Here is a 19,473-nt window from a genome sequence, read left to right as displayed (position 1 = left end):
GGTTGCGCCACCGAAACGTTCCAACCTATTCGGCCTGCGGTTTTTTCCTGATTACGTCGCCATGGTGCATTCCTGCTACAATGTGCAAATGCGGGTGCGACCCGTCTCCTGGGACCATCGATGACGCGCAGTGCAGTGACCATGCAGGATGAGGCGATTCCCGGCTCCGGCTGGGTGGGTCTCGGCGCGTCCAGCCTGCCGCAATGGCTGACCGGCATCGGCTGCCTGATCCTGTCGCTCCCCTTTATCGGCTGGATGCTCGACGTGCCGGTGCTGCGCGGCTTCGGCGATCCCGGCTATGCGGTCGCGCCGCTGAGCGCGATCAACGGCTGCCTCATCACGCTCTCCGGCTTCCTCGCGGTAAGCGGGCGCCCGCGGCTCGCCCGCATCGCCATCGCGCCTGCGGTGCTGCTGCTCAGCCTGATCGTGCTCGAATATCTGACCGGCGCCGTCGCCGTGGAGCGCTGGTTCTTCTTCGAGGACGTCCAGCGCCTCGGCGTGCGCAACAACGGGCTCAGCCCCGGGGGCACCGTCGCGGTCGCCGCGATCGGCGCGCTCGCCGCGGTTGCCATCACCTTCGAGCGCAAGATCCACCGCGTGATCGCGATCATCCTGTCGAGCGCCTCGATCGCTCTCACCCTGCTCGCCACCACCGCGCTGATCGCCGAGTCCGGCGGCACCTCTCCTGCCTTTCTCGGCCGCTCCGCCGTGTCGAGCGCGGTGGCGCTGCTCCCGGCCGCCGGCGTGATCCTCTACGCGATGCGTCGCCGCGACGGTGAACAGGGCTGGCACCTGCTGGTTCGCCTCGCCCCGGCGATCATCATCCTGCCCGCCATCCCCTCCCTGATGGGCTTCGCCGCCTACCAGATGCACCTGCTCGGCTACAGCGCGGCACAATTCCTGGTGCTGGCCGGCAACGTGCTGATCCTTGCCTGGGTGCTGATGCGCGCCATCCGCCACGCCGATGGCCAGGCCAGGGCGCTCGCCATTCGCGAGGCCAAGCTCAGCGCGGTGCTCGCGATGGTGCCCGACGCAGTCATGCTGATCGAGGAGAACGGCACGATCGTCGAATTCAGTGCCGCCGCCGAGCGGCTCTGGGGCTATCGGGCAGAGGAAGTGCTCGGCAAACCGGTGACCATGCTTGCGCCCGAGGAGCATGCGGAGCGCTACCAGGGCGAGCTCGCCGCGCTGGGCGGGCGCGAGCCCAATCCGTGGAGCGCCGAGCCGCTGAGCGCCGTCGGCCGGCGCAGCGACGGCTCGCTCTTCCCGCTGGAGGCACGCGCCGGCCGGGTGCAGGCCGATGACGTGCGCTGCCTCACGCTGTTCGTCCGCGACATGTCGATGCAGTTCGGCGCCGAGGATCAGGTCGCCCAGCTCAATGCCGAGCTGGCCCATCTCGCGCGCCAGAGCGCGATGGGCGAAGCCGCAGCCGATCTTGCGCACGAGCTCAACCAGCCGCTCACTGCCGCCGCCAATTATCTCTCCGCCGCGACGATGCTCGCCCGCAACACCGGTGCCGAGGGCCCGGGCACCGAGCTGGTCGGCAATGCCCGCGAGCAGGTGATGCATGCCGGCGACATCATCCGCCGCCTGCGCAGCTTCACCGAGCGCAACGATACCGAACGCAGCGTCGAGCCGCTCCAGCCGATGATCGAGGATGCCGCGCGCCTCGTGCTGGTCGGCTCCAGCCGCCTCGCCGCGCAGTTCGACTATGACGTAGAGCCCGCCGGGCTCAGCGTCTTCGTCGACCGGGTTCAGGTGCAGCAGGTATTGGTCAACCTGATGCGCAACGCCGTGGAGGCGCTGCGCGACAGCGGCCAGCCCGCGCCGCGCATCTGGATCACTGCCCGCCCCACCGAGGATGCGATGGTCGAGATACGCTGCCGCGACAACGGCCCCGGCCTGCCGCCCGAGACGCTGGCGCAGCTGTTCCAGCGCTTCTCCGCCAATGGCAGCAGCGACGGCATGGGCATCGGCCTGTCGATCTCCAAGCGCATCGTCGAGCTGCATGGCGGCGTCTTCTCCGCCAGCAACGCCCCCCAGGGCGGCGCCGAATTCGTCTTCACCCTGCCGACGCTCGAGAACGCCGAAATCGGCGCCGCCTAGGCGCCGCTGGGGGCGGCGCCACACCCGACAAGTTGCGACAATTTCGCCTCCGGCACGAGAAATCCACGCGACACTCGGCGCCTAATTCTTCCTCATCCAGACATCACCTGGAGCGGAGAAAAGGCATGATGAAACTGAAATTCGCCGCGCTGCTCGCAGCCAGCGCACTCACCTTCGGCACCGGCGCCGCAATCGCCGCCCCGCAGGATCGCACCCCGCCCAAGGCCGAGAAGGCCGAAGGCCCGCGCCACAACCCGATCGACCTCAACAAGGACGGCGTCGTCACCAAGGACGAGTGGATGAAGGCCGCCGCAGCGCGCTTCGAGAAGTTCGACGTGAGCAAGGACGGCAAGCTGTCGCGCGAGGAGATCCGCTTCGGCCGCTTCGAGGAGATGCGCAAGCATCACGGCCGCGGCCATCGCGGCCCGGGCGGCCCCGGTGGCTGGCAGCACGGTCCCCATGGCGGCCCGCAGGGCGGTCCCGGCGCCGAAGGCCCGCGCGGCCCGGGTGGCCCCGGCCACCGCATGGGCCCGCCGCCGCCCCCGCCGGCCGACGCTCCGGCGCCCGCCGCACCGGCCGGCAACTGAGGCGGATCGTCACGGGACGGTTCACAAAGCTGTTCCCCGGCGAAAGCCGGGGCCCAGTTTCGGCGCAAGAAGTCAGGCGCGTGAACCTCTCGAACGACATTGCAGCTGGGCCCCGGCTTTCGCCGGGGAACTGGTACTGGCAATCTCGCCTGCCCTAGCCCTCGATCTCGACCGGATCGAAGCGCCCGTGGAGCGAACCCCGCTCCACGGCGCGCCAGGCGGTCACCTGGTCTCCCCCGACGATGACCCAGAGTTTTCCGTCGGGGGCGGCCATCGCCGCATCGGTGATCGAGGGCGTCGGGTCGCCGCTCGGATGCGAGTGCCAATAGCCCAGGATCCGCGGCCCGCCCGCACGCTCTGCGCGCAGTGCCGCGAACAATGCAACGGGATCGATCTCAAAATGCCGATCCGGCGCTTCGTGAACATTTTCAACAGCTTGGAAGCCGGTTACCGCGTCTTCGGTTCCGAACAGCAATCCGCACGCCTCGCGCGCGCCGGAAACCGCGGAAATCTCGCGAATACCGATCAGTACAGAACTTGAAATCGTGAACCGCATCCCCATCTACGATAAAACATGAATCAGGGGGTTTCCATCATCGAAGCACGTATCGCGGACGCAGCCGATGGCTGGCGTCTGGATCGTGCGCTCGCCGACGCCGTGCCGACCATGTCGCGCGAACGGCTGAAGGTGCTGATCGCGTCCGGTGCCGTGACCGGCCCGCAGGGCCTGGTTCGCGATCCGGCGAAGAAGGCCACCGGTGGCGCGCTGTTCAGCGTCGCGGTGCCGGACCCCAAGCCGGCGCACAACGAGGCGCAGGAAATCCCGCTCAACATCGTCTATGAAGACGAGCATCTGATCGTGATCGACAAGCAGGCCGGGCTGGTCGTCCACCCGGCGGCAGGCAATCTCGACGGGACCTTGGTCAACGCGCTGCTCCACCATTGCCACGGTTCGCTTTCGGGCATCGGCGGCGAGGCGCGGCCGGGGATCGTCCACCGGATCGACAAGGATACATCGGGCCTGATGGTGGCCGCCAAGCACGACCGCGCGCATGTCGGCCTGGCTACGCAGTTCAAGGCCCATTCAATCGACCGGCGCTACAAGGCGATCGTCAGCGGCAAGCCGCGCACGCTCCAGGGCATAGTCGATGCCCCGCTCGCGCGCTCGCCGCACAATCGCAAGAAGGTCGCGATCGTGAACAACGGCAAGCGCGCGGTCACGCATTGGCGTGTACTTCGTGAACTTTCGGATGCCGCGCTGGTCGAGTGCAAGCTCGAGACCGGACGTACCCATCAGGTGCGGGTGCATATGGCCTCTTTGGGTCATCCGCTCGTCGGCGATCCGGTCTATGGCAGTGTTCGCAAGTCCCACCGTCAACTTCTGGAAACCTTGAATTTCCGGCGGCAGGCCTTGCACGCGGCGCATCTGGGGTTCATTCACCCCATCAATAGTACCGCTTTGGCGTTCGAAAGCGAAATCCCTGCGGATATGCAGGAACTGTTCGATAATCTCATCGTATGAATTTTCGGCGGCGCTTCGCCTTCGGGGAAGCGCGCCTAGTGAAAGGGAGAAGTGATCATGGCAAGCGGAAGCAACGTCCCGGCGACGATCCCCGCGCTTGGCGGTGAGCAGAGCCTCAACCGCTATCTGGCCGAGATCAAGAAGTTTCCGATCCTGAGCCCCGAGCAGGAGTTCATGCTCGCCAAGCGCTTCCAGGAGCATGGCGACACCGATGCCGCGGCCCAGCTGGTCACCTCGCACCTGCGTCTCGTGGCGAAGATCGCCATGGGCTATCGCGGCTATGGCCTGCCCGTCTCCGAGCTGATCTCGGAGGGCAATATCGGCCTGATGCAGGGCGTGAAGAAGTTCGAGCCCGATCGGGGCTTCCGCCTGGCGACCTACGCCATGTGGTGGATCCGTGCCTCGATCCAGGAATTCATCCTCCGCTCGTGGAGCCTCGTGAAGATGGGCACCACGGCCGCGCAGAAGAAGCTGTTCTTCAACCTGCGCCGGATGAAAGCCAAGCTCGACGCGTTCGAGGATGGCGATCTCAGCCCCGAGCATGTCGCCAAGATCGCCACCGATCTCGGCGTCACCGAGGAGGAAGTCACCTCGATGAACCGCCGCATGGCGATGGGCGGCGACACGTCGCTCAACGTGCCGATGCGCGAGGATGGCGAGGGCCAGTGGCAGGACTGGCTGGCCGATGAGGACCAGCTCCAGGACGAGCGCGTCGCCGAGGCGCAGGAAGCCACCGTCCGCCACGAGATGCTCGTGTCGGCGATGGAGGACCTCAACGAGCGCGAGCGCCACATCCTCACCGAGCGTCGCCTCACCGACGATCCCAAGACCCTCGAGGAGCTCTCGCAGGTCTATGACGTCAGCCGCGAGCGCGTCCGCCAGATCGAGGTGCGCGCGTTCGAGAAGCTGCAAAAGGCGATGATGCGCATCGCAGGTGAAAAGCGGCTCCTCACCGCCTAAGACGCCTGCATGAGTGACAGTGATCGGAACGACGAGGAGGCCCCGCGCCTCCCGGAAGCGCCGGCGGACATCCCGCCGGCGCCTTCCGATTCCGCGCCCCGCCCGCGCGACTGGACGCCGCGTGCGACCACGGCGCAGCAGCCCGACCTCGGCCAGCCGCCGATGCCGGACTTGCGCCCGCTCGGCGAAGAGCCCGATCCTTTCGCTTCTTCCCAAGCTTCTCCCCGACGAAGGCCGGGGCCCAGCCCTGAATCAGACTCAAGCGCGGCAGCGCTTATTCCAGACTCCAAGTCTGGGCCCCGGCCTTCGCCGGGGAAAGAAGAGGTTGCACCTAAGCCTCGGAAGCCTCTTTGGCGCCGGTTGGCTTTCCTGCTGCTCAAGGCGATCCTGCTCTTCCTCGCCGTCTCGATCGGCATGGTGGTGATCTACAAGTTCGTCCCGCCCCCGATCACCTGGACGCAGATCGGCGACGTCGTCTCCGGCCACGGCGTCACCAAGCGCTGGATGTCGATCGACCGGATCGATCCCGACATGCCGCGCGCCGCGATCGCCGCCGAGGACGCGCGCTTCTGCTCGCATCACGGCTTCGACTTCACTGCGATCGAGCAGGCCTATGCCCGCAATGCCACCGGCAAGAAGAAGATCCGCGGCGGCTCGACGATCAGCCAGCAGACCGCCAAGAACGTCTTCCTGTTCCAGGGCGGCGGCTATGCCCGCAAGGCGCTGGAAGCCTATTTCACCGTGCTGATCGAGAATATCTGGGGCAAGCGCCGGATCATGGAAGTCTATCTCAACGTCGCGGAGACGGGGATCGGCACCTATGGCGTCAACGCCGGCGCGATGCGCTATTTCAAGCACGACGCCTCGCAGATGAGCCCGCGCGAGGCCGCCCAGATCGCCGCGGTGCTGCCGCTGCCCAAGAAGCGCGCCGCCATCGATCCGCGCGGCTTCACCCGCCGCTACGGCAATGCGATCACCGCGCGCATCGGCACGGTGCGCGGCGACGGGCTCGACGCCTGCCTGCGCTGACGCCGCCGATCCCGCATCGCCGCCGCGCCGGCTATCACGAAAGCGGCGGACAGCTCTGTTCGATGAACTGGGCGCCGATCGGATCGCCCGCCGCCAGGAAGACCGAGACGCCGCCGCTGTCGCGAATGACATAGGCCTTGCCGTTGCGCCAACCCAGGACATCCTGTTCGGGAACTGCAAAGCAGGGCGCGCCCAGCCGCTCGCGCAGCACCCGGTCGGCATCACCCCGACGCGACTTGCTCGCGATGGCGAGCCGCACCAGCAGTGCACGCCGGTCCCGCGCATCGATCCGCACCGAAGCGCCGTCGCCGATGTTCCTGCCGAGCCACAGCTCGGTCACGGTCACCGGCGGGCGGCAGGTCGCCGTGGTCGCGTCGCGCGGCTCGCACGGAACGAGCGGCCCCACCGGCCGGCCGAGCGCGATACCCGTGTCGCCGGCGAAGCGCCCCAGCACGTGCAGCGGATCGGCAGTGCCGCCATCGCCCGGCACCCAGCTGAACGGCGCCCGCGCCACGCGCATGCCGGCGCCGGGGTTGAAGAAGCCGCGAGTCCGATAGACCTCACAGGCCCGCGCATCGAGCGAGGCATAGCCGCTGCTCGACACGACCTCGCATTTGCTCACCCGGCCTTCGGGAGAGACTTCCAGGCGCATCACCACGCGGCCGCCCAGCGAATGGTCGATCGCCCAACGCGGATAGTCGCTGTCGGTGGCACCCAGCGGCGCTAGCAGACGCAACGGCTCGGCCTGTTGCGCCATTGCCGCCTGTCCGGCGCACGACGCCGCGGCTGCCGCCAATCCCCAAATCAGACGTTTCATGCTTCCCCCGGAACTGCCGGGGAAAGCTTCACCGATCGATGATCATGATTCAAGCCGGCGCGGGTTACTGGATCTTCTTGGCCGCATCCTGCGCCGCGTCGCCCACGTCCTTGGCGGCGCCGCCGACGTCCTTCGCCGCCTGCGTCACCGCATCGGTCTTGGCGTTCTCGCGGTTGTTCTGGTTGAACAGATAGACGGCGCCGATCACCACGGCGATCAGCAGCACCAGCCCGATGATCAGGCCGCCGCCACCGCCGCTGCGCTCCACCACCACCGTGCTGCCACCCGTCTCGGTGACGCGCTCTGCGGTCACACCGTCGGTACGCTCGGTTACGCGTTCCACCATTGCATCCTCCTCGAACTCCTGCGGCGGAAACCGAGAAGGCGTTGCAATGGTTCCGGAAATCAGAAGGGCAGCTTGAAGCCCGGCGGCAGCGGCAGCCCGCTGGTCATCTTGGCCATCGCTTCCTGCGAAGCGGCATCGGCCTTGGCGCGGGCATCGTTGAACGCCGCGGCGAGCAGGTCCTCGAGCATGCCCTTCTCGGCCGGATTCATCAGCGAATCGTCGATGTGCAGCCCGATGATCCGGCCCTTGGCCGACGCCTGGACCTTGACCAGCCCGCCGCCGGCAGCACCTTCGACCTCGATCTTGTCGAGATCGGCCTGCGCCTTGGTCAGCTCGGCCTGGACGTTCTGCGCCATGGCCATCATCTTTTCGAGATCCATACTAACTTCCTGTCTTGGACCAGCCGATCAGCTCGGCATCGGGAAAGGCTTCCATCGCCGCGGCGACCATCGGCGAGGCGAGCACGGCGTCGCGCTCGGCCTGCTCGCTGGCGGCCTGCTCCTCGCGCAATGTCATCCCTTCCGCAGGAACGTCAACGCACTGGAGCTTCCAATTGGTGCCGGTGAACTCCTTGAGCGCGGCACCCAGCTCCTTGATGAAATCATAGGGCAGCGGCCGCGCCGCGGCGAACTCGACCTCGGTACCCTCGAAACGCACCGGGCGCAGATAATCGCGCACCTGCGTCGCGAGCTGGTAGCGCTTCTTCTCCTCGAGGAAATCGGCGAGCTGGCCCAGGCTGGTCGGCATCGCCGAACCATTGGGTCCGGGCGCGGCGGCAGGTGCCCCGCCCGAGATCGTCACGCTGCCGCTGGCAATCTGCCGCGCCAGCTCGCCCGGATCGGGGAGCTGCGAGGCATGGATCACGCGCAGCAGCGCCATCTCCGCCGCCTCGATCGGCAGCACTGCCCTCGCGACTTCGTCATGCCCGCGCAGCACGAGCTGCCACAGCCGATGCAGCGCCGGGAAGCTCAGCCCCGCCGCCCAGCGCTCGAGCGACTTCAGCTCCTCGGCCGACTGGCCCGAATTGGCGTCGGTCCCCAGCTTGGCGAGCGTGACGGCGTGGACCGTCTCGAGCAAGGTGCGCAGCACTGCCTGCGGATCGACGCCCAGATCGTACTGCCCGCGCAGCGAGGCGAGGGCGCCCGGCGCATTCCCTTCGAGCAGCAGCCCGAACAGCGTGCGGATCGCGCCGCGATCGGACAGGCCGAGCATCTGGCGCACCGCCTCGGCCTTCACGCCCTCGCCTTCCAGGCCCGCATGCGCGATCGCCTGGTCGAGGATCGACAGCCCGTCGCGCGCCGATCCCTCGGCGGCGCGGGCGATCAGCGCCAGCGCCTCCGGCTCCGCCTCGAAGCCCTCCGCCTGCGAGACCTTGGCGAAATGCTCGGCGAGCAGCTCGGCCGGGATGCGGCGCAGGTCGAAGCGCTGGCAGCGCGACAGCACCGTCACCGGCACCTTGTTCACCTCGGTCGTGGCGAACAGGAACTTCACATGCGCCGGCGGCTCCTCGAGCGTCTTGAGCAGCGCATTGAACGCGCTCTTCGACAGCATATGGACTTCGTCGATGATGTAGATCTTGTAGCGCGCCGAGACCGCCGAATAGCGCGACGCCTCGATGATCTCGCGGACATCGTCGACGCCGGTATGGCTGGCGGCGTCCATCTCGATCACGTCGATGTGGCGGCCTTCGGCGATTGCCCGACACGGCTCGCAGATGCCGCAGGGATCGATCGTCGGCCCGCCCTGCCCGTCCGGCCCGATGCAGTTGAGCGCCTTGGCGATCAGCCGCGCCGTGGAGGTCTTGCCGACCCCGCGGACGCCGGTGAGCAGGAAGGCATGCGCCAGCCGGTCACGCTTGATCGCGTTGCCCAGCGTGGTGACCATCGCATCCTGGCCGATCAGCTCGGAAAAGGTCTGCGGCCGGTATTTGCGCGCCAGCACCCGATAGGCGCTGTCGCGCGGCTGCGGGGGTTCGTCGAGGCCAAGCAGGGAATCGGACATGCCGCCTGTTCCTAGCGTGTTCTCGCCGCCGCGTCCAAGACGCAGCGTGCCGCCAGGGCCCGAAATAACGCTGTCGATTGTGCTGAGGTGGGAGCCGGAACGACCCGCAGCGAAATCGTTGTGGCTGCTTCGTTCCCGATCTGACCAGGTTGGCGACGACTACGTCCGCCCGACTCCCGGCCGGCCATATGGGGAAAGTCCGTCGGTTAGGCAAGACGATAAGGCGAAAGGGGGCGGGAACCTTCCCGTGTTCCCGCCCCCTTCAACCTTTGGCGCCAGTCTTAGCGGTAGTAGCGCACCTTGCGGCACGAACGATAGCGATGGCCATGGCGCCAGCTGGTCTTGCACACCGTGCGATAATAGACGCGCTTGCGCACATGCGGGCGGTGGTGCTGGATTTCGGCCTTGGCGACGATCGCCGGGGCAGCCGGGGCCGCGACGGCGCCCGCGGCCGGAATGGCCAGGGCGGCGGCGGCAGCGGCCGCGAGGGTCGGAAGCAGCTTCATGTTTCTCTCTCCTGCTGGCAGGGACAATCCCTACGGGGGCGGAAACCGGAACGATCGTTTCGGTTCCATGCACGATCCTGAAACGCGGCGGATTGCGCGAGGCTGAATGTCTGGCGCGTTGCTGGAATGTGTAAGCGCTGCCGACAGGCTCCGGCGCTGCGGGAATCCGGATCGATTGCCCGCCCGGCTCAGCGCCCCTGCATGTCGCGGTGCCCGCCCGGCATCCGCACCACCAGCCCGTCCAGCTCGGGCGTCAGCAATATCTGGCAGGCGAGCCGGCTGGTGCGCACCGCGCCCAGCGCCAGGTCGAGTATGTCCTCCTCTTCCTCCGCCGCGCGCGGCAGCCGGGCGAAATGCTCGGGATCGACGATCACATGGCAGGTCGAGCAGGCCATCTGCCCCTCGCACGTGCCTTCGAGCGGCTGGCCGTCGTTCTGCGCGACTTCGAGCAGGCGCAGCCCGGTCTCGGCCTCCACTTCGTGCCGGCCATGGCCGTCGGCGCTGACGAAGGTGATGCGGATCATGCGGCGCGGCTCTGGGCGCGGGCGGCGGCGACGATCCGGTCGATCGCGTGGAGCAGCTCGTCCTCGCTGGTGTAGCGGCCGAAGCCGATGCGGATGCTCGATCGTGCCTCGGCGGTGGAGAGCCCGATCGCCTCCAGCACATGGCTGGGCCGCCCCGATCCGCTGGCACAGGCCGATCCCGCGGAAAAGGCAATGTCGCGCAGGTCGCTCATCAGCCGGGCAACATCGAGCCCGTCATGGCGCAGGTTGAGATTGCCGGGATAGCGGTCCTCCTGCGATCCGTTGAGCGTCCAGTCGCCCGCAATCCGGTTCAGCGCGGCGCGATAGAGCTGCTCGGCATGCGCGTGATCGATCCCGAAGCGCTGCTTGGCGATCCGCGCCGCCGCGCCGAACCCGGCGCACAGCGCCGGCGACAGCGTGCCCGATCGCCCCGCGGGCTCCTGCCCGCCGCCGTGCAGCAGCGGCTCGAGCGTCACGCCGTCGCGGATCCACAGCGCGCCCGCGCCCTTGGGCCCGTGGATCTTGTGGGCGGAAACCGCGATCAGGTCGCAGCCATCGGGGATCCGCACCCGGCCATAGCCCTGCACCGCGTCGCACAGGAACAGCGCGCCCGCCTGGTGGGCAAGGTGCGCCAGTTCCTCGATCGGCTGGATCACCCCGATCTCGTTGTTGACCAGCATCACCGCGACCAGCCCGACACCCGGCTTGATCGCCTCGCGCGCCGCCGCCAGGTCGACCAGCCCCTCCGGCCCGACCGGCAGCACGGTCACGTCCCTGCCCCTGCGCCGCTCCGCCTCGACCGTGTCGAGCACCGCGGCATGCTCGGTGGCGATCGTCACGATCCCGCCGGTGCTGCCCTTGATCGCCCAGTTGAGCGCCTCGGTCGCGCCGCTGGTGAAGCTCACCGTCCCGCCCGGCGGCAGCAGCCCGGCTACGTCGTCGCGCGCCACTTCCACGGCAGCCTTGGCGGCACGCCCCGGGGCATGCGCCGAGTGCGGATTGGCGAAATTGCCCTCCAGCAGCGGCAGCATCGCGGCCAGCGCCTCGGGAGCGAGCGGCGTGGTCGCCTGATAGTCGAGATAGATCATGCGGCCCTGGTTCTGGCCTCGATCGCGATCTGACGCCAGAGCGTCGTGAAGGCATCCACCTCCGCTTCGCTGGTACCCCGCCCGAAGCTGACCCGCACCACTTCGCGCAGCGCCGGTTCTTCCCAGCCCATCGCGCTCAGCACATGGCTCGGCCGCATGCTGCCCGAGGAGCAGGCGCTGCCCGCCGAGACGGAGATGCCGGCCATGTCGAAGCGGATCAGCTGCGCCGCGGAAGAGACGCCCGGCATCCGATATGCCCCGATCAGCGGGCTGCGCGCGGTGCCCGCGCCCACCACTTCGGCGCCCTCCGCCGAAATCGCCGCCTCGAGCCGGGTGCGCAGCGCGAACATCGGCTCGAGATCCTCGGCCACCGACACCGCCGCGGCATAGCCCAGCGCGCCGGGCAGGTTCTCCGTGCCTGCGCGATAGCCCTTTTCCTGCCCGCCCATCGGCAGCAGCGTGCCGAAGTCGCGCACCAGCAGCGCGCCGATCCCCGGCGGCCCGCCGCGCTTGTGCGCCGACACCGCGACCAGATCGGCATGGCGCAGCACCGCAGCCGAGGCGCGCGCCGGCATCTGCGCCGCATCGACCAGCAATATCCCGCCCGCCGCGTGCACGATCTCCGCGATCGCCTCGATCGGCTGGATCACGCCGGTCTCGCTGTTGGTCCGCTGGACGCCGACCAGCGCACGCGGTCCTTCGGCCAGCGCCGCCCGGAGCGCGTCGAGGTTCAGCACCCCGTTGCCGTCCACCGGCAGCACCTGCGCGCCCTCGGCATGGCGCAGCACCGAATCATGCTCGACGGCGCTGATCAGCCGCCGCTCGGCCATCGATCGGGTCAGCGCCAGATGCAGCGATTCGCTGGCGCCGCTGGTGAAGATCAGTTCGTGCGCCCAGCCATAGGCTGCCGCGACGTCGCTGCGCGCCTTTTCCAGCGCGGCGCGGGCGGCTCGCCCCTCGCCATGCGGCGAGCTGGGATTGGCCCAATGGCGCATCCCCGTTTCCACCGCTGCCAGCGCTTCGGGCAGCATCGGTGTGGTTGCGGCATGGTCGAGATAGATCCGGTCTGGCAAGCTGCTCTCGTAATGTTTGCGCAAAAGCGCGCGCTGCCTATATAGCGCCCAACTCACCGCGCTCCACAGCGCGCCTCCAGTTCAACAGGGAAAAGCCTTGCCCGAAGTCATCTTTCCCGGCCCCGAAGGCCGCCTCGAAGGCCGTTTTGCTCCCGCGCCCAAGCCGCGCGCGCCGGTCGCCATGATCCTCCACCCGCATCCCAATGCGGGCGGCACGATGAACAACCGCATCGTCCAGGAACTCTACAAGACCTTCCAGCGCCGCGGCTTCGCGACGCTCCGCTTCAATTTCCGCGGCGTCGGCAAGAGCCAGGGCACGTTCGACAACGGCATCGGCGAACTGTCCGACGCCGCCTCGGCGCTCGACTGGGTGCAGAGCTTCCATCCGGAAGCGAGCAGCACCTGGGTAGCGGGCTTCGGCTTCGGCGCCTGGATCGGCATGCAGCTGCTGATGCGCCGTCCGGAAATCCGCGGCTTCATTTCGGTCGCTCCGCCGGCCAACATGTTCGACTTCACCTTCCTCGCGCCCTGCCCGTCCTCGGGCATCATCATCCAGGGCGAGCAGGATGAAGTGGTGACGCCGGGCGCCGTCCAGAAGCTGGTCGACAAGCTGCGCACCCAGAAGCACATCACCATCCACCACGACACCATCCCGGGCGCGAACCATTTCTTCGAGAACGAGATGGACGACCTGATGAAGAGCGTGGACCGCTATCTCGACATGCGGCTCGATCCCAACTCGCCGATCCGCTGAGATCGCACGGGCGCGGGGCTCAGCGCCGCGCCCGGCACCGCGCGAGCGCCAGCGCGAAGACGCAGCCTGCTGCCACCGCGCCGATCGCATACCAGGGCAATATCGCCGGATCGAAGCGCGCGCCTGTCAGCCCGATGCCGAAGCCGCGCGAATAGCCGGCCGGGATCAGCGCCAGGCTGAGCGCCATCGCCGCCAGCCCGCCCAGCGCGGCCCAAAGCGCAAGCGGCCCCACCCGCACCCGCGTCGCCAGCCAGAAGCACAGCATCAGCAAGCCGCCGAGCAGCAGCTTGGCGAAGGGGCCGACATCGTCCGCTACCTTCCAGCTATGCCCCGGCAACCCTTCCAGCCCGCGCCGCTCGAACGCGATCAAAAGGCTCGGCAGGAACACGGCCGTAACCCAGCCGAACAGCCAGGCCGGGCCGCTGCATCTTAGGCCAGTCAGCCGCATGCCGCGCGGCCAGCTAGAGCGCGGCGGATGCGAAGCCCAGCACGACGGCCCCGCAACTCAGCACAACATCCCGCGGGCCATGCAGATCGCCTGCTTCGTCGCCTGGCGGCGAGCCTGCTCTTCCTTGAGTGCCTGGGCCGTTTCCTGGTCCTTGGCCTGGCGCGCTTCCCAGCTCTCCTGGGTCATGCAGGTGCGCTTGAGCATGATCGATCCAGTCGCGACGGACGAGCGACAGACCATCTTCTTCTTCGGATCCTTCTCGCCCTTCACGACGATCGCATCTTCGGGCTTATCCTGAACCGCGGCAGTCGCCGGCACGTCCTGCCCGATGAGCGCCGTCGCTGGCGAGGCCAGCGAAACCGCCAATAGCGAAAGCAAATGCCAACCCATGCACCCCCCCTTTGAATAGCGGGCGACAGGCTGTCAGCTACGTGCCGCCGAGTCAAATCGCGGCGCGCGGCAGATCAAGCCTGTTTGAGGTTCTTCGCCCCGCCCGCCAGGATCGCCGCGGTGGCCTCGTGCGCGCCGCGATAGGCTTCCTGGAACTCGGCGCTCCAATATTTCAGCTGGTCGAGCGGGATCGGATCGCCGGTGACGGCGCAGACGACATGGGTGCCCGGGCGGATCACGTCGAAATCGGACGCGTCGTAATGGAGTTCGGCGAGAAGCGACATGGCGCCCATTTAGGCGCTCATATCGCCACGTCCAATCCTCAGCGCGCCGTCACAGCGTCGATGAAGCGATCGACCACCGCTGTCGCCGGATAGCCGGGATCGCCAAGCTCGCGATTGATCTGCATATGGCCGCGCAGCCCGCGCCCTTCGAATCCCTGCACCTTCACCCGCGCCCCCGCCGCCGTCAGCGCACGGCCCAGCGCTTCGGACTGGCGCGTGCCGTCGTCGCGCTGCACATGCAGGATCAGGAAGTCCCGTGCATTGGGTGCGGCGGCCTGCAGCGTCGGCGACAGTGCCCGCTGGCGCGTCGGTTCGCTGCCGAACGCCGCTTGATAGGTCTTGCCCATCACGCGCGGCCCTTCGCGCATCTGCTTGGGCACGTCATAGGCTGCGCCGTCGAGCAGCACCACGCCGGCAAGCTTGTCCACGCCCCAGCCGGCCTTTTGCAGATAGCCCGGATCGGTCGCGATCAGCGCCGCCAGGTGCGCGCCGGCGCTGTGCCCCATCACCACGATGCGGCGCGGGTCGACGCCAAGCTCGCGCGCATGGCCGACGATCCAGCCCAGCGCATCGGCGACGTCCTGCGCCTGCTGCTCCACCGTGGCATCGGGGACGAGGCGATAATTGACGCTCGCGAACGCATAGCCCTTGCCGGTGAAGTGGCTGATCTTCTCCGCGCCGGTGGCATTGTCCTTGTCGCCACGCTTCCAGCCGCCGCCATGGATGAAGACGACCAGCGGCGCATCGCCCCGGTTCGCCTTGTAGAAATCGAGCTTCTGGAGCTGCGCCGAGCCATAGGCGATCTCGCGCGCCGCCGGCTGGGCCAGCGCCGGGGTGGCGGCAGCCAGGAAGAAGGAAAGCAATAGCAGCAGCTTGCGCATCGAAAACACCTCATCGAACCCATGCAACACGGATCGGCAGGATGCCGCCGTCCGCCTGCATAACGCGGGACGCGGCGAAACCCTTCGCGGGCAAACGCGCGGAGGCACTACACCTCAGGCGTGGAGGATCAGCAGATTGCCCAGGATCACCAGCGCGCAGATCCACATCAGGATCGCCTTGGTCCGGTCCTGCTTCAGCTGCTTCCACCCGCCCCAGACGAGCACGCCGATCGCGATGACCGCGATGCTGAGCCACAGCGGTTGCAGAGCGGGATCGAACATCAGCGCAGCAGCAGCCAGATGCCCAGGCCGATCAGCGCGAACACGCCGCCGAACAGCGCGATCATCCTGGGGTCGCGGCGATAGATCATCAGCAATACGCCGTAGATGATGTAGCCGAGCGCGCGGGCGCCGATGCTCATCACGTTTGCGATCACGCTGCCGAAGCGGCTGGCCACGGGCTTAGTCTTTCCCGGAAAGGACTTGGGCATAGGCATCGGGATCCGCATTGCCTCCCGAAAGCACCACGAGCAAGCCCGGCTTCACATCCACCTTGCCGGCGAGCAGCGCCGCCAGCGCCACGGCGCCGCCCGGCTCCACCACCACGCGCAGCTTTGCGGCCGCCCAGCGCTGCGCCGCGCGGATCTCCGCCTCGCTCACCGCCAGCCCGGTGGCGCCGCGCCGCGACAGCACGTCGAAGGTTAGCGGCGAGACGCGCAGCGTCTGCAGCGCGTCGCACGCGGTGGGTGGCGGGTTGTCGCCCACCGGCTCGATCCAGCCTGCCTCCAGGCTGCGCGTCATGTCGTCCCAGCCCTCGGGCTCGACCACGGTGATCTCGGCATCGGGCAGCGCCAGCGCCAGCCCGGCGGCCAGCCCGCCGCCGCCGCACGGCACCAGCACGTTCACGGGATCGGGCAGCCTCGCCTCGACGATCTGGGTCATCGCCTCGATCCCGGCACTGCCCTGCCCCTCGATGATCCAGGGATCGTCGAAGCTCGGCACCAGCGTCGCGCCGCGGGCATGGGCGAGATGCGCGGCGATCTTCTCGCGGCTCTCGGCCATGCGGTCGTAGTCGACCACCTCGGCGCCCATCGCCAGCGTCGCCTCGCGCTTCACCCTGGGCGCATCGGCCGGCATCACGATGACGGCGGGCATCCCCAGCCGCTTCGCCGCCCAGGCGATCCCCTGGGCATGGTTTCCGGAGGAAAAGGCGACCACGCCGCGCTCGCGCGCAACGCCGTCCAGCGCGGTCAGCCGATGCCAGGCGCCGCGGATCTTGAACGCGCCGATCGGCTGCAGGCACTCGGCCTTGAAGCACACCGGCACCCCGCGGATTTCGTGAACGAACAAAGGGGTTTGCGGCAATATACCGGCGATCTTGGCGGCGGCGTCCCGCACCCCGGCGCGCGTCGGCTGTCGCACAATCGTCACAGTTCACCCCCGCGGTAGATTTCCGGACAGCGAATCACTTTACACCCCGATCCAACGTCCTTATGTGCCGCTCTCCCGCTGCCCCATGGGACTTCCAACCGCAAGGCAGCTTTTGTCAACGATCGCCGTAAGGCACTTGGAGGTCCCTTGAGTTGCACCAGCATCATTGCGCGCTGGGGTTAGCACCCCTTTCGACCGCCGGCAGCAACGTCACCGGCATCGACATCGCCAAGCAGGGTCCGGTCCAGCCGGTCACGCTCGTCCGTCCGCACGCCGCGGCTCGGGCTGCCCAGTTCTTCGTCGAGAAGTTCCCGGGCAAGGCCATGTATGCGGTGAAGGCGAACCCCTCGCCCGAGCTGCTGCAGATCCTGTGGGACAACGGCATCACCAGCTATGACGTGGCGTCGATCGGCGAAGTTCGCCTGGTCGCGCGCACGCTGCCCGAAGCCACGCTCTGCTTCATGCACCCGGTCAAGGCCGAGGAAGCGATCGAAGAGGCGTACTTCACCCACGGCGTCCGCACCTTCTCGCTCGACAGCCTCGAGGAGCTGGAGAAGATCGTCCGCGCCACCAGCCGCGACGGCGTGCCCGCGAGCGACCTGACGCTCTGCGTGCGCCTGCGCGTCTCGTCGGAGCATTCGAAGCTGAGCCTCGCGTCGAAGTTCGGCGCCGGCCCGGGCGAAGCCGCCAAGCTGCTGTTCGAGACCCGCCAGGTCGCCGACGCGCTGGGCATCTGCTTCCATGTCGGATCGCAGGCGATGTCGCCGGACGCCTATTCGAACGCGATGGAGCGCGTGCGCGCCGCGATCATCGAATCGGCGGTCACCGTGGACGTCATCGACGTCGGCGGCGGCTTCCCCTCGGTCTATCCGGGCATGACCCCGCCGCCGCTCGAAGCCTATTTCGAGACGATCCACCGCGCGTTCGAGAGCCTGCCGATCTCCTATTCGGCCGAACTCTGGGCCGAGCCGGGCCGTGCGCTGTGCGCCGAGTACAGCTCGATCGTGGTGCGCGTGGAGCGTCGCCGCGGCGCCGAGCTGTACATCAACGACGGTGCCTATGGCGCGCTGTTCGACGCCGCGCATATCGACTGGAAATTCCCGGTCGAGCTGCTGCGCGAGCCCGAATCGAACGCCAAGGACGTCGAGTTCAGCTTCTACGGCCCGACCTGCGACGATCTCGATCACATGAAGGGCCCGTTCCTTCTGCCGGCGGACACCCGTGCGGGCGACTATTTCGAGATCGGCATGCTCGGCGCCTATGGCTCGGCGATGCGCACCGCGTTCAACGGCTTCGGCACCGACGCGACCGTTATCGTGGCCGACGAACCGATGGCCTCGATGTATGTCGAGCTTTCGGAACGCCAGCCGGCCTGGAACGTCGTCAAGCTGTAACGTCCAAGGACTTTATGTTCGTCATCCCCGCGCAGGCGGGGATCCATTCCGGCTGATGGCGGTGAGACTCGCTGCGTTTGGCGAAAATGGATCCCCGCCTGCGCGGGGATGACGGATGGTTTTTTGGGGTCTAAGGGACCCCGCAACCGGGTTTCCGCGTCCCCTTAACGACGACGGCCATTGCGCATGGGAGAACCCCCAGTGACCGACACCAACACGCTCAACAAGCAGGCGAGCGCCAACGCCCCGATCAACGACACCCGCAAGGCGGAGCTGCTGTCGAAGCAGGTCAAGCACATCGACATCAAGTCGTTCGACGCGCGCCCGATCGTCGATGCTATGGCCGACATGAGCTTCACCAGCCGCGACCTCGGCCGCGCCACCAAGATCTACAACGAGATGCTGGCCGACAAGGACTGCACCGTGGTCCTGGTGATCGCGGGCTCGACCTCGGCCGGCGGCTGCATGGACCTCTATGCCGAGCTGGTGCGCAACAACATGGTCGACGTGATCGTCGCCACCGGCGCCACCATCGTCGACATGGATTTCTTCGAGGGCCTTGGCCACAAGCACTATCAGGCGCTCGAAATCCCCGACGACGACACGCTGCGCTCGCTCTACATCGACCGCATCTACGACACCTACATCGACGAGGAGCAGCTCCAGGACTGCGACCACACGATCAACGTGATCGCGGAATCGCTCGAGCCCAAGCCCTATTCGTCGCGCGCCTTCATCCGCGAGATGGGCAAGTATCTCGTCGAGCACGGCAAGAAGGACAACAGCCTCGTCAAGCTCGCCTATGAGCATGACGTGCCGATCTTCTGCCCGGCGTTCGTCGACTCGTCGGCCGGCTTCGGCCTGGTCAAGCACCAGGTGGACGCCGCCAAGGAAGGCCGCCCCTACATGGTGCTCGACGCCATCGCCGACTTCCGCGAGCTGACCGAGATCAAGATCCAGGCGGGCACCACCGGCCTGCTGATGATCGGCGGCGGCGTGCCGAAGAACTTCATCCAGGACACCGTCGTCTGCGCCGAGATCCTCGGCCATGAGGACGTGGAAGTGCACAAATATGCGGTGCAGATCACCGTCGCCGACGTGCGCGACGGCGCCTGCTCGTCCTCGACCCTCCAGGAGGCGGCGTCGTGGGGCAAGGTCAACACCGGCATCGAGCAGATGGTGTTCGCGGAAGCGGGCTCGGTCATGCCGCTGCTGGCGTCGGACGCCTATCACCGCGGCCACTGGCGCGAGCGCGTCAAGCGCGGCTGGGCGAAGCTGTTCGCCTGATCGCCTGACGATCGCAAGCAAACAGGGCGGCCGGGACATCCCCGG

Annotated in this window: 24 protein-coding genes and 1 other RNA gene; 8 read left to right on the top strand and 17 right to left on the bottom strand. The window is 67.7% G+C overall.

What is annotated here, in order from left to right; all coding sequences use genetic code 11:
* The first annotated feature begins 120 nt into the window (after positions 1–120).
* Together P6144_RS01825 and P6144_RS01820 are read left to right on the top strand one after the other, a co-directional pair.
* Entirely contained in the window at positions 121–2,106 is a 1,986-nt protein-coding gene (locus P6144_RS01825; protein ID WP_277766014.1) for an ATP-binding protein, read from the top strand.
* Positions 2,107–2,231: 125 nt separating this feature from the next.
* Positions 2,232–2,693, top strand: a complete 462-nt coding sequence (locus P6144_RS01820; protein ID WP_277766013.1) for a hypothetical protein — start codon at positions 2,232–2,234, stop codon at positions 2,691–2,693.
* Between the two features lie 154 nt (positions 2,694–2,847).
* Here P6144_RS01820 and P6144_RS01815 read toward each other — a convergent pair whose 3' ends face one another.
* On the bottom strand, positions 2,848–3,249 hold the full coding sequence (locus P6144_RS01815; RefSeq protein WP_277766012.1) for a M67 family metallopeptidase: 402 nt from the start codon (positions 3,247–3,249) through the stop codon (positions 2,848–2,850).
* Between the two features lie 18 nt (positions 3,250–3,267).
* Between P6144_RS01815 and P6144_RS01810 the strand changes: the two genes are divergently transcribed.
* The 3 genes from P6144_RS01810 (at position 3,268) to mtgA (ending at position 6,204) form a co-directional block, all read left to right on the top strand.
* Positions 3,268–4,215 carry an RluA family pseudouridine synthase gene (locus tag P6144_RS01810; protein WP_277766011.1) on the top strand — a complete coding sequence of 316 codons (948 nt, stop codon included), beginning with the start codon at positions 3,268–3,270 and terminating at the stop codon, positions 4,213–4,215.
* Positions 4,216–4,272: 57 nt separating this feature from the next.
* On the top strand, positions 4,273–5,175 hold the full coding sequence (gene rpoH, locus P6144_RS01805; protein WP_277766010.1) for an RNA polymerase sigma factor RpoH: 903 nt from the start codon (positions 4,273–4,275) through the stop codon (positions 5,173–5,175).
* Positions 5,176–5,535: 360 nt separating this feature from the next.
* Positions 5,536–6,204 carry a monofunctional biosynthetic peptidoglycan transglycosylase gene (gene mtgA, locus P6144_RS01800; protein WP_277766009.1) on the top strand — a complete coding sequence of 223 codons (669 nt, stop codon included), beginning with the start codon at positions 5,536–5,538 and terminating at the stop codon, positions 6,202–6,204.
* Positions 6,205–6,238: 34 nt separating this feature from the next.
* Here mtgA and P6144_RS01795 read toward each other — a convergent pair whose 3' ends face one another.
* The 9 genes from P6144_RS01795 to P6144_RS01755 form a co-directional block, all read right to left on the bottom strand.
* Positions 6,239–7,021, bottom strand: a complete 783-nt coding sequence (locus P6144_RS01795; RefSeq protein ID WP_277766008.1) for a TonB family protein — start codon at positions 7,019–7,021, stop codon at positions 6,239–6,241.
* Positions 7,022–7,085: 64 nt separating this feature from the next.
* Positions 7,086–7,367 (bottom strand): hypothetical protein, encoded by a 282-nt coding sequence (locus P6144_RS01790; protein ID WP_277766007.1) that lies wholly within the window; start codon positions 7,365–7,367, stop codon positions 7,086–7,088.
* A gap of 59 nt (positions 7,368–7,426) precedes the next feature.
* Entirely contained in the window at positions 7,427–7,747 is a 321-nt protein-coding gene (locus P6144_RS01785) for a YbaB/EbfC family nucleoid-associated protein (protein WP_277766006.1), read from the bottom strand.
* 1 nt (position 7,748) lies between these two features.
* Positions 7,749–9,368, bottom strand: coding sequence for a DNA polymerase III subunit gamma/tau (locus P6144_RS01780; protein ID WP_277766005.1), 1,620 nt, complete (start codon positions 9,366–9,368; stop codon positions 7,749–7,751).
* 83 nt (positions 9,369–9,451) lie between these two features.
* Positions 9,452–9,549: signal recognition particle sRNA small type (ffs, locus tag P6144_RS01775), an RNA gene on the bottom strand.
* Between the two features lie 100 nt (positions 9,550–9,649).
* On the bottom strand, positions 9,650–9,874 hold the full coding sequence (locus tag P6144_RS01770) for a hypothetical protein (protein ID WP_277766004.1): 225 nt from the start codon (positions 9,872–9,874) through the stop codon (positions 9,650–9,652).
* Positions 9,875–10,062: 188 nt separating this feature from the next.
* On the bottom strand, positions 10,063–10,398 hold the full coding sequence (locus tag P6144_RS01765; RefSeq protein WP_277766003.1) for a 2Fe-2S iron-sulfur cluster-binding protein: 336 nt from the start codon (positions 10,396–10,398) through the stop codon (positions 10,063–10,065).
* Positions 10,395–11,486 carry a cysteine desulfurase family protein gene (locus P6144_RS01760; RefSeq protein ID WP_277766002.1) on the bottom strand — a complete coding sequence of 364 codons (1,092 nt, stop codon included), beginning with the start codon at positions 11,484–11,486 and terminating at the stop codon, positions 10,395–10,397. Before P6144_RS01760 ends, P6144_RS01765 begins: the two co-directional genes overlap by 4 nt.
* Positions 11,483–12,559, bottom strand: a complete 1,077-nt coding sequence (locus P6144_RS01755; RefSeq protein WP_277766001.1) for an aminotransferase class V-fold PLP-dependent enzyme — start codon at positions 12,557–12,559, stop codon at positions 11,483–11,485. The genes P6144_RS01760 and P6144_RS01755 overlap by 4 nt, the downstream gene beginning before the upstream one ends.
* Before the next feature lie 97 nt (positions 12,560–12,656).
* Between P6144_RS01755 and P6144_RS01750 the strand changes: the two genes are divergently transcribed.
* Positions 12,657–13,313, top strand: a complete 657-nt coding sequence (locus P6144_RS01750; protein WP_277766000.1) for an alpha/beta hydrolase — start codon at positions 12,657–12,659, stop codon at positions 13,311–13,313.
* Between the two features lie 19 nt (positions 13,314–13,332).
* Here P6144_RS01750 and P6144_RS01745 read toward each other — a convergent pair whose 3' ends face one another.
* From P6144_RS01745 to P6144_RS01715, 7 genes are all read right to left on the bottom strand, one after another.
* A complete protein-coding gene (locus tag P6144_RS01745; protein WP_277765999.1) occupies positions 13,333–13,761 on the bottom strand; it encodes a hypothetical protein in 429 nt (142 codons plus the stop codon).
* A gap of 57 nt (positions 13,762–13,818) precedes the next feature.
* Positions 13,819–14,151 carry a hypothetical protein gene (locus P6144_RS01740; RefSeq protein ID WP_277765998.1) on the bottom strand — a complete coding sequence of 111 codons (333 nt, stop codon included), beginning with the start codon at positions 14,149–14,151 and terminating at the stop codon, positions 13,819–13,821.
* Between the two features lie 74 nt (positions 14,152–14,225).
* A complete protein-coding gene (locus P6144_RS01735; RefSeq protein WP_277765997.1) occupies positions 14,226–14,444 on the bottom strand; it encodes a DUF2093 domain-containing protein in 219 nt (72 codons plus the stop codon).
* A 29-nt stretch (positions 14,445–14,473) separates the two neighbouring features.
* Positions 14,474–15,316, bottom strand: coding sequence for an alpha/beta hydrolase (locus P6144_RS01730; RefSeq protein WP_277765996.1), 843 nt, complete (start codon positions 15,314–15,316; stop codon positions 14,474–14,476).
* 114 nt (positions 15,317–15,430) lie between these two features.
* Positions 15,431–15,598, bottom strand: a complete 168-nt coding sequence (locus P6144_RS01725; RefSeq protein ID WP_277765995.1) for a hypothetical protein — start codon at positions 15,596–15,598, stop codon at positions 15,431–15,433.
* Positions 15,598–15,774 (bottom strand): hypothetical protein, encoded by a 177-nt coding sequence (locus tag P6144_RS01720; RefSeq protein WP_277765994.1) that lies wholly within the window; start codon positions 15,772–15,774, stop codon positions 15,598–15,600. The genes P6144_RS01725 and P6144_RS01720 overlap by 1 nt, the downstream gene beginning before the upstream one ends.
* Positions 15,775–15,778: 4 nt before the next feature.
* Positions 15,779–16,747: a pyridoxal-phosphate dependent enzyme gene (locus tag P6144_RS01715; protein ID WP_277765993.1), complete on the bottom strand. Its 969-nt coding sequence runs from the start codon at positions 16,745–16,747 to the stop codon at positions 15,779–15,781.
* 152 nt (positions 16,748–16,899) lie between these two features.
* On the opposite strand from P6144_RS01715, the gene P6144_RS01710 reads away from it, so the two are divergent.
* Together P6144_RS01710 and P6144_RS01705 are read left to right on the top strand one after the other, a co-directional pair.
* The gene (locus P6144_RS01710) at positions 16,900–18,141 is read left to right on the top strand and encodes a type III PLP-dependent enzyme (RefSeq protein ID WP_277765992.1); all 1,242 of its coding nucleotides are present in this window, start codon (positions 16,900–16,902) and stop codon (positions 18,139–18,141) included.
* A gap of 186 nt (positions 18,142–18,327) precedes the next feature.
* Complete coding sequence (locus tag P6144_RS01705; protein WP_277765991.1) at positions 18,328–19,428, top strand: deoxyhypusine synthase; 1,101 nt, start codon at positions 18,328–18,330, stop codon at positions 19,426–19,428.
* Positions 19,429–19,473 lie beyond the last annotated feature (45 nt).

It is taken from the genome of Sphingomonas sp. HITSZ_GF (assembly GCF_029543155.1).
Taxonomy (GTDB): domain Bacteria; phylum Pseudomonadota; class Alphaproteobacteria; order Sphingomonadales; family Sphingomonadaceae; genus Sphingomonas.
This window is presented reverse-complemented; position numbering and strand designations above follow the sequence as displayed.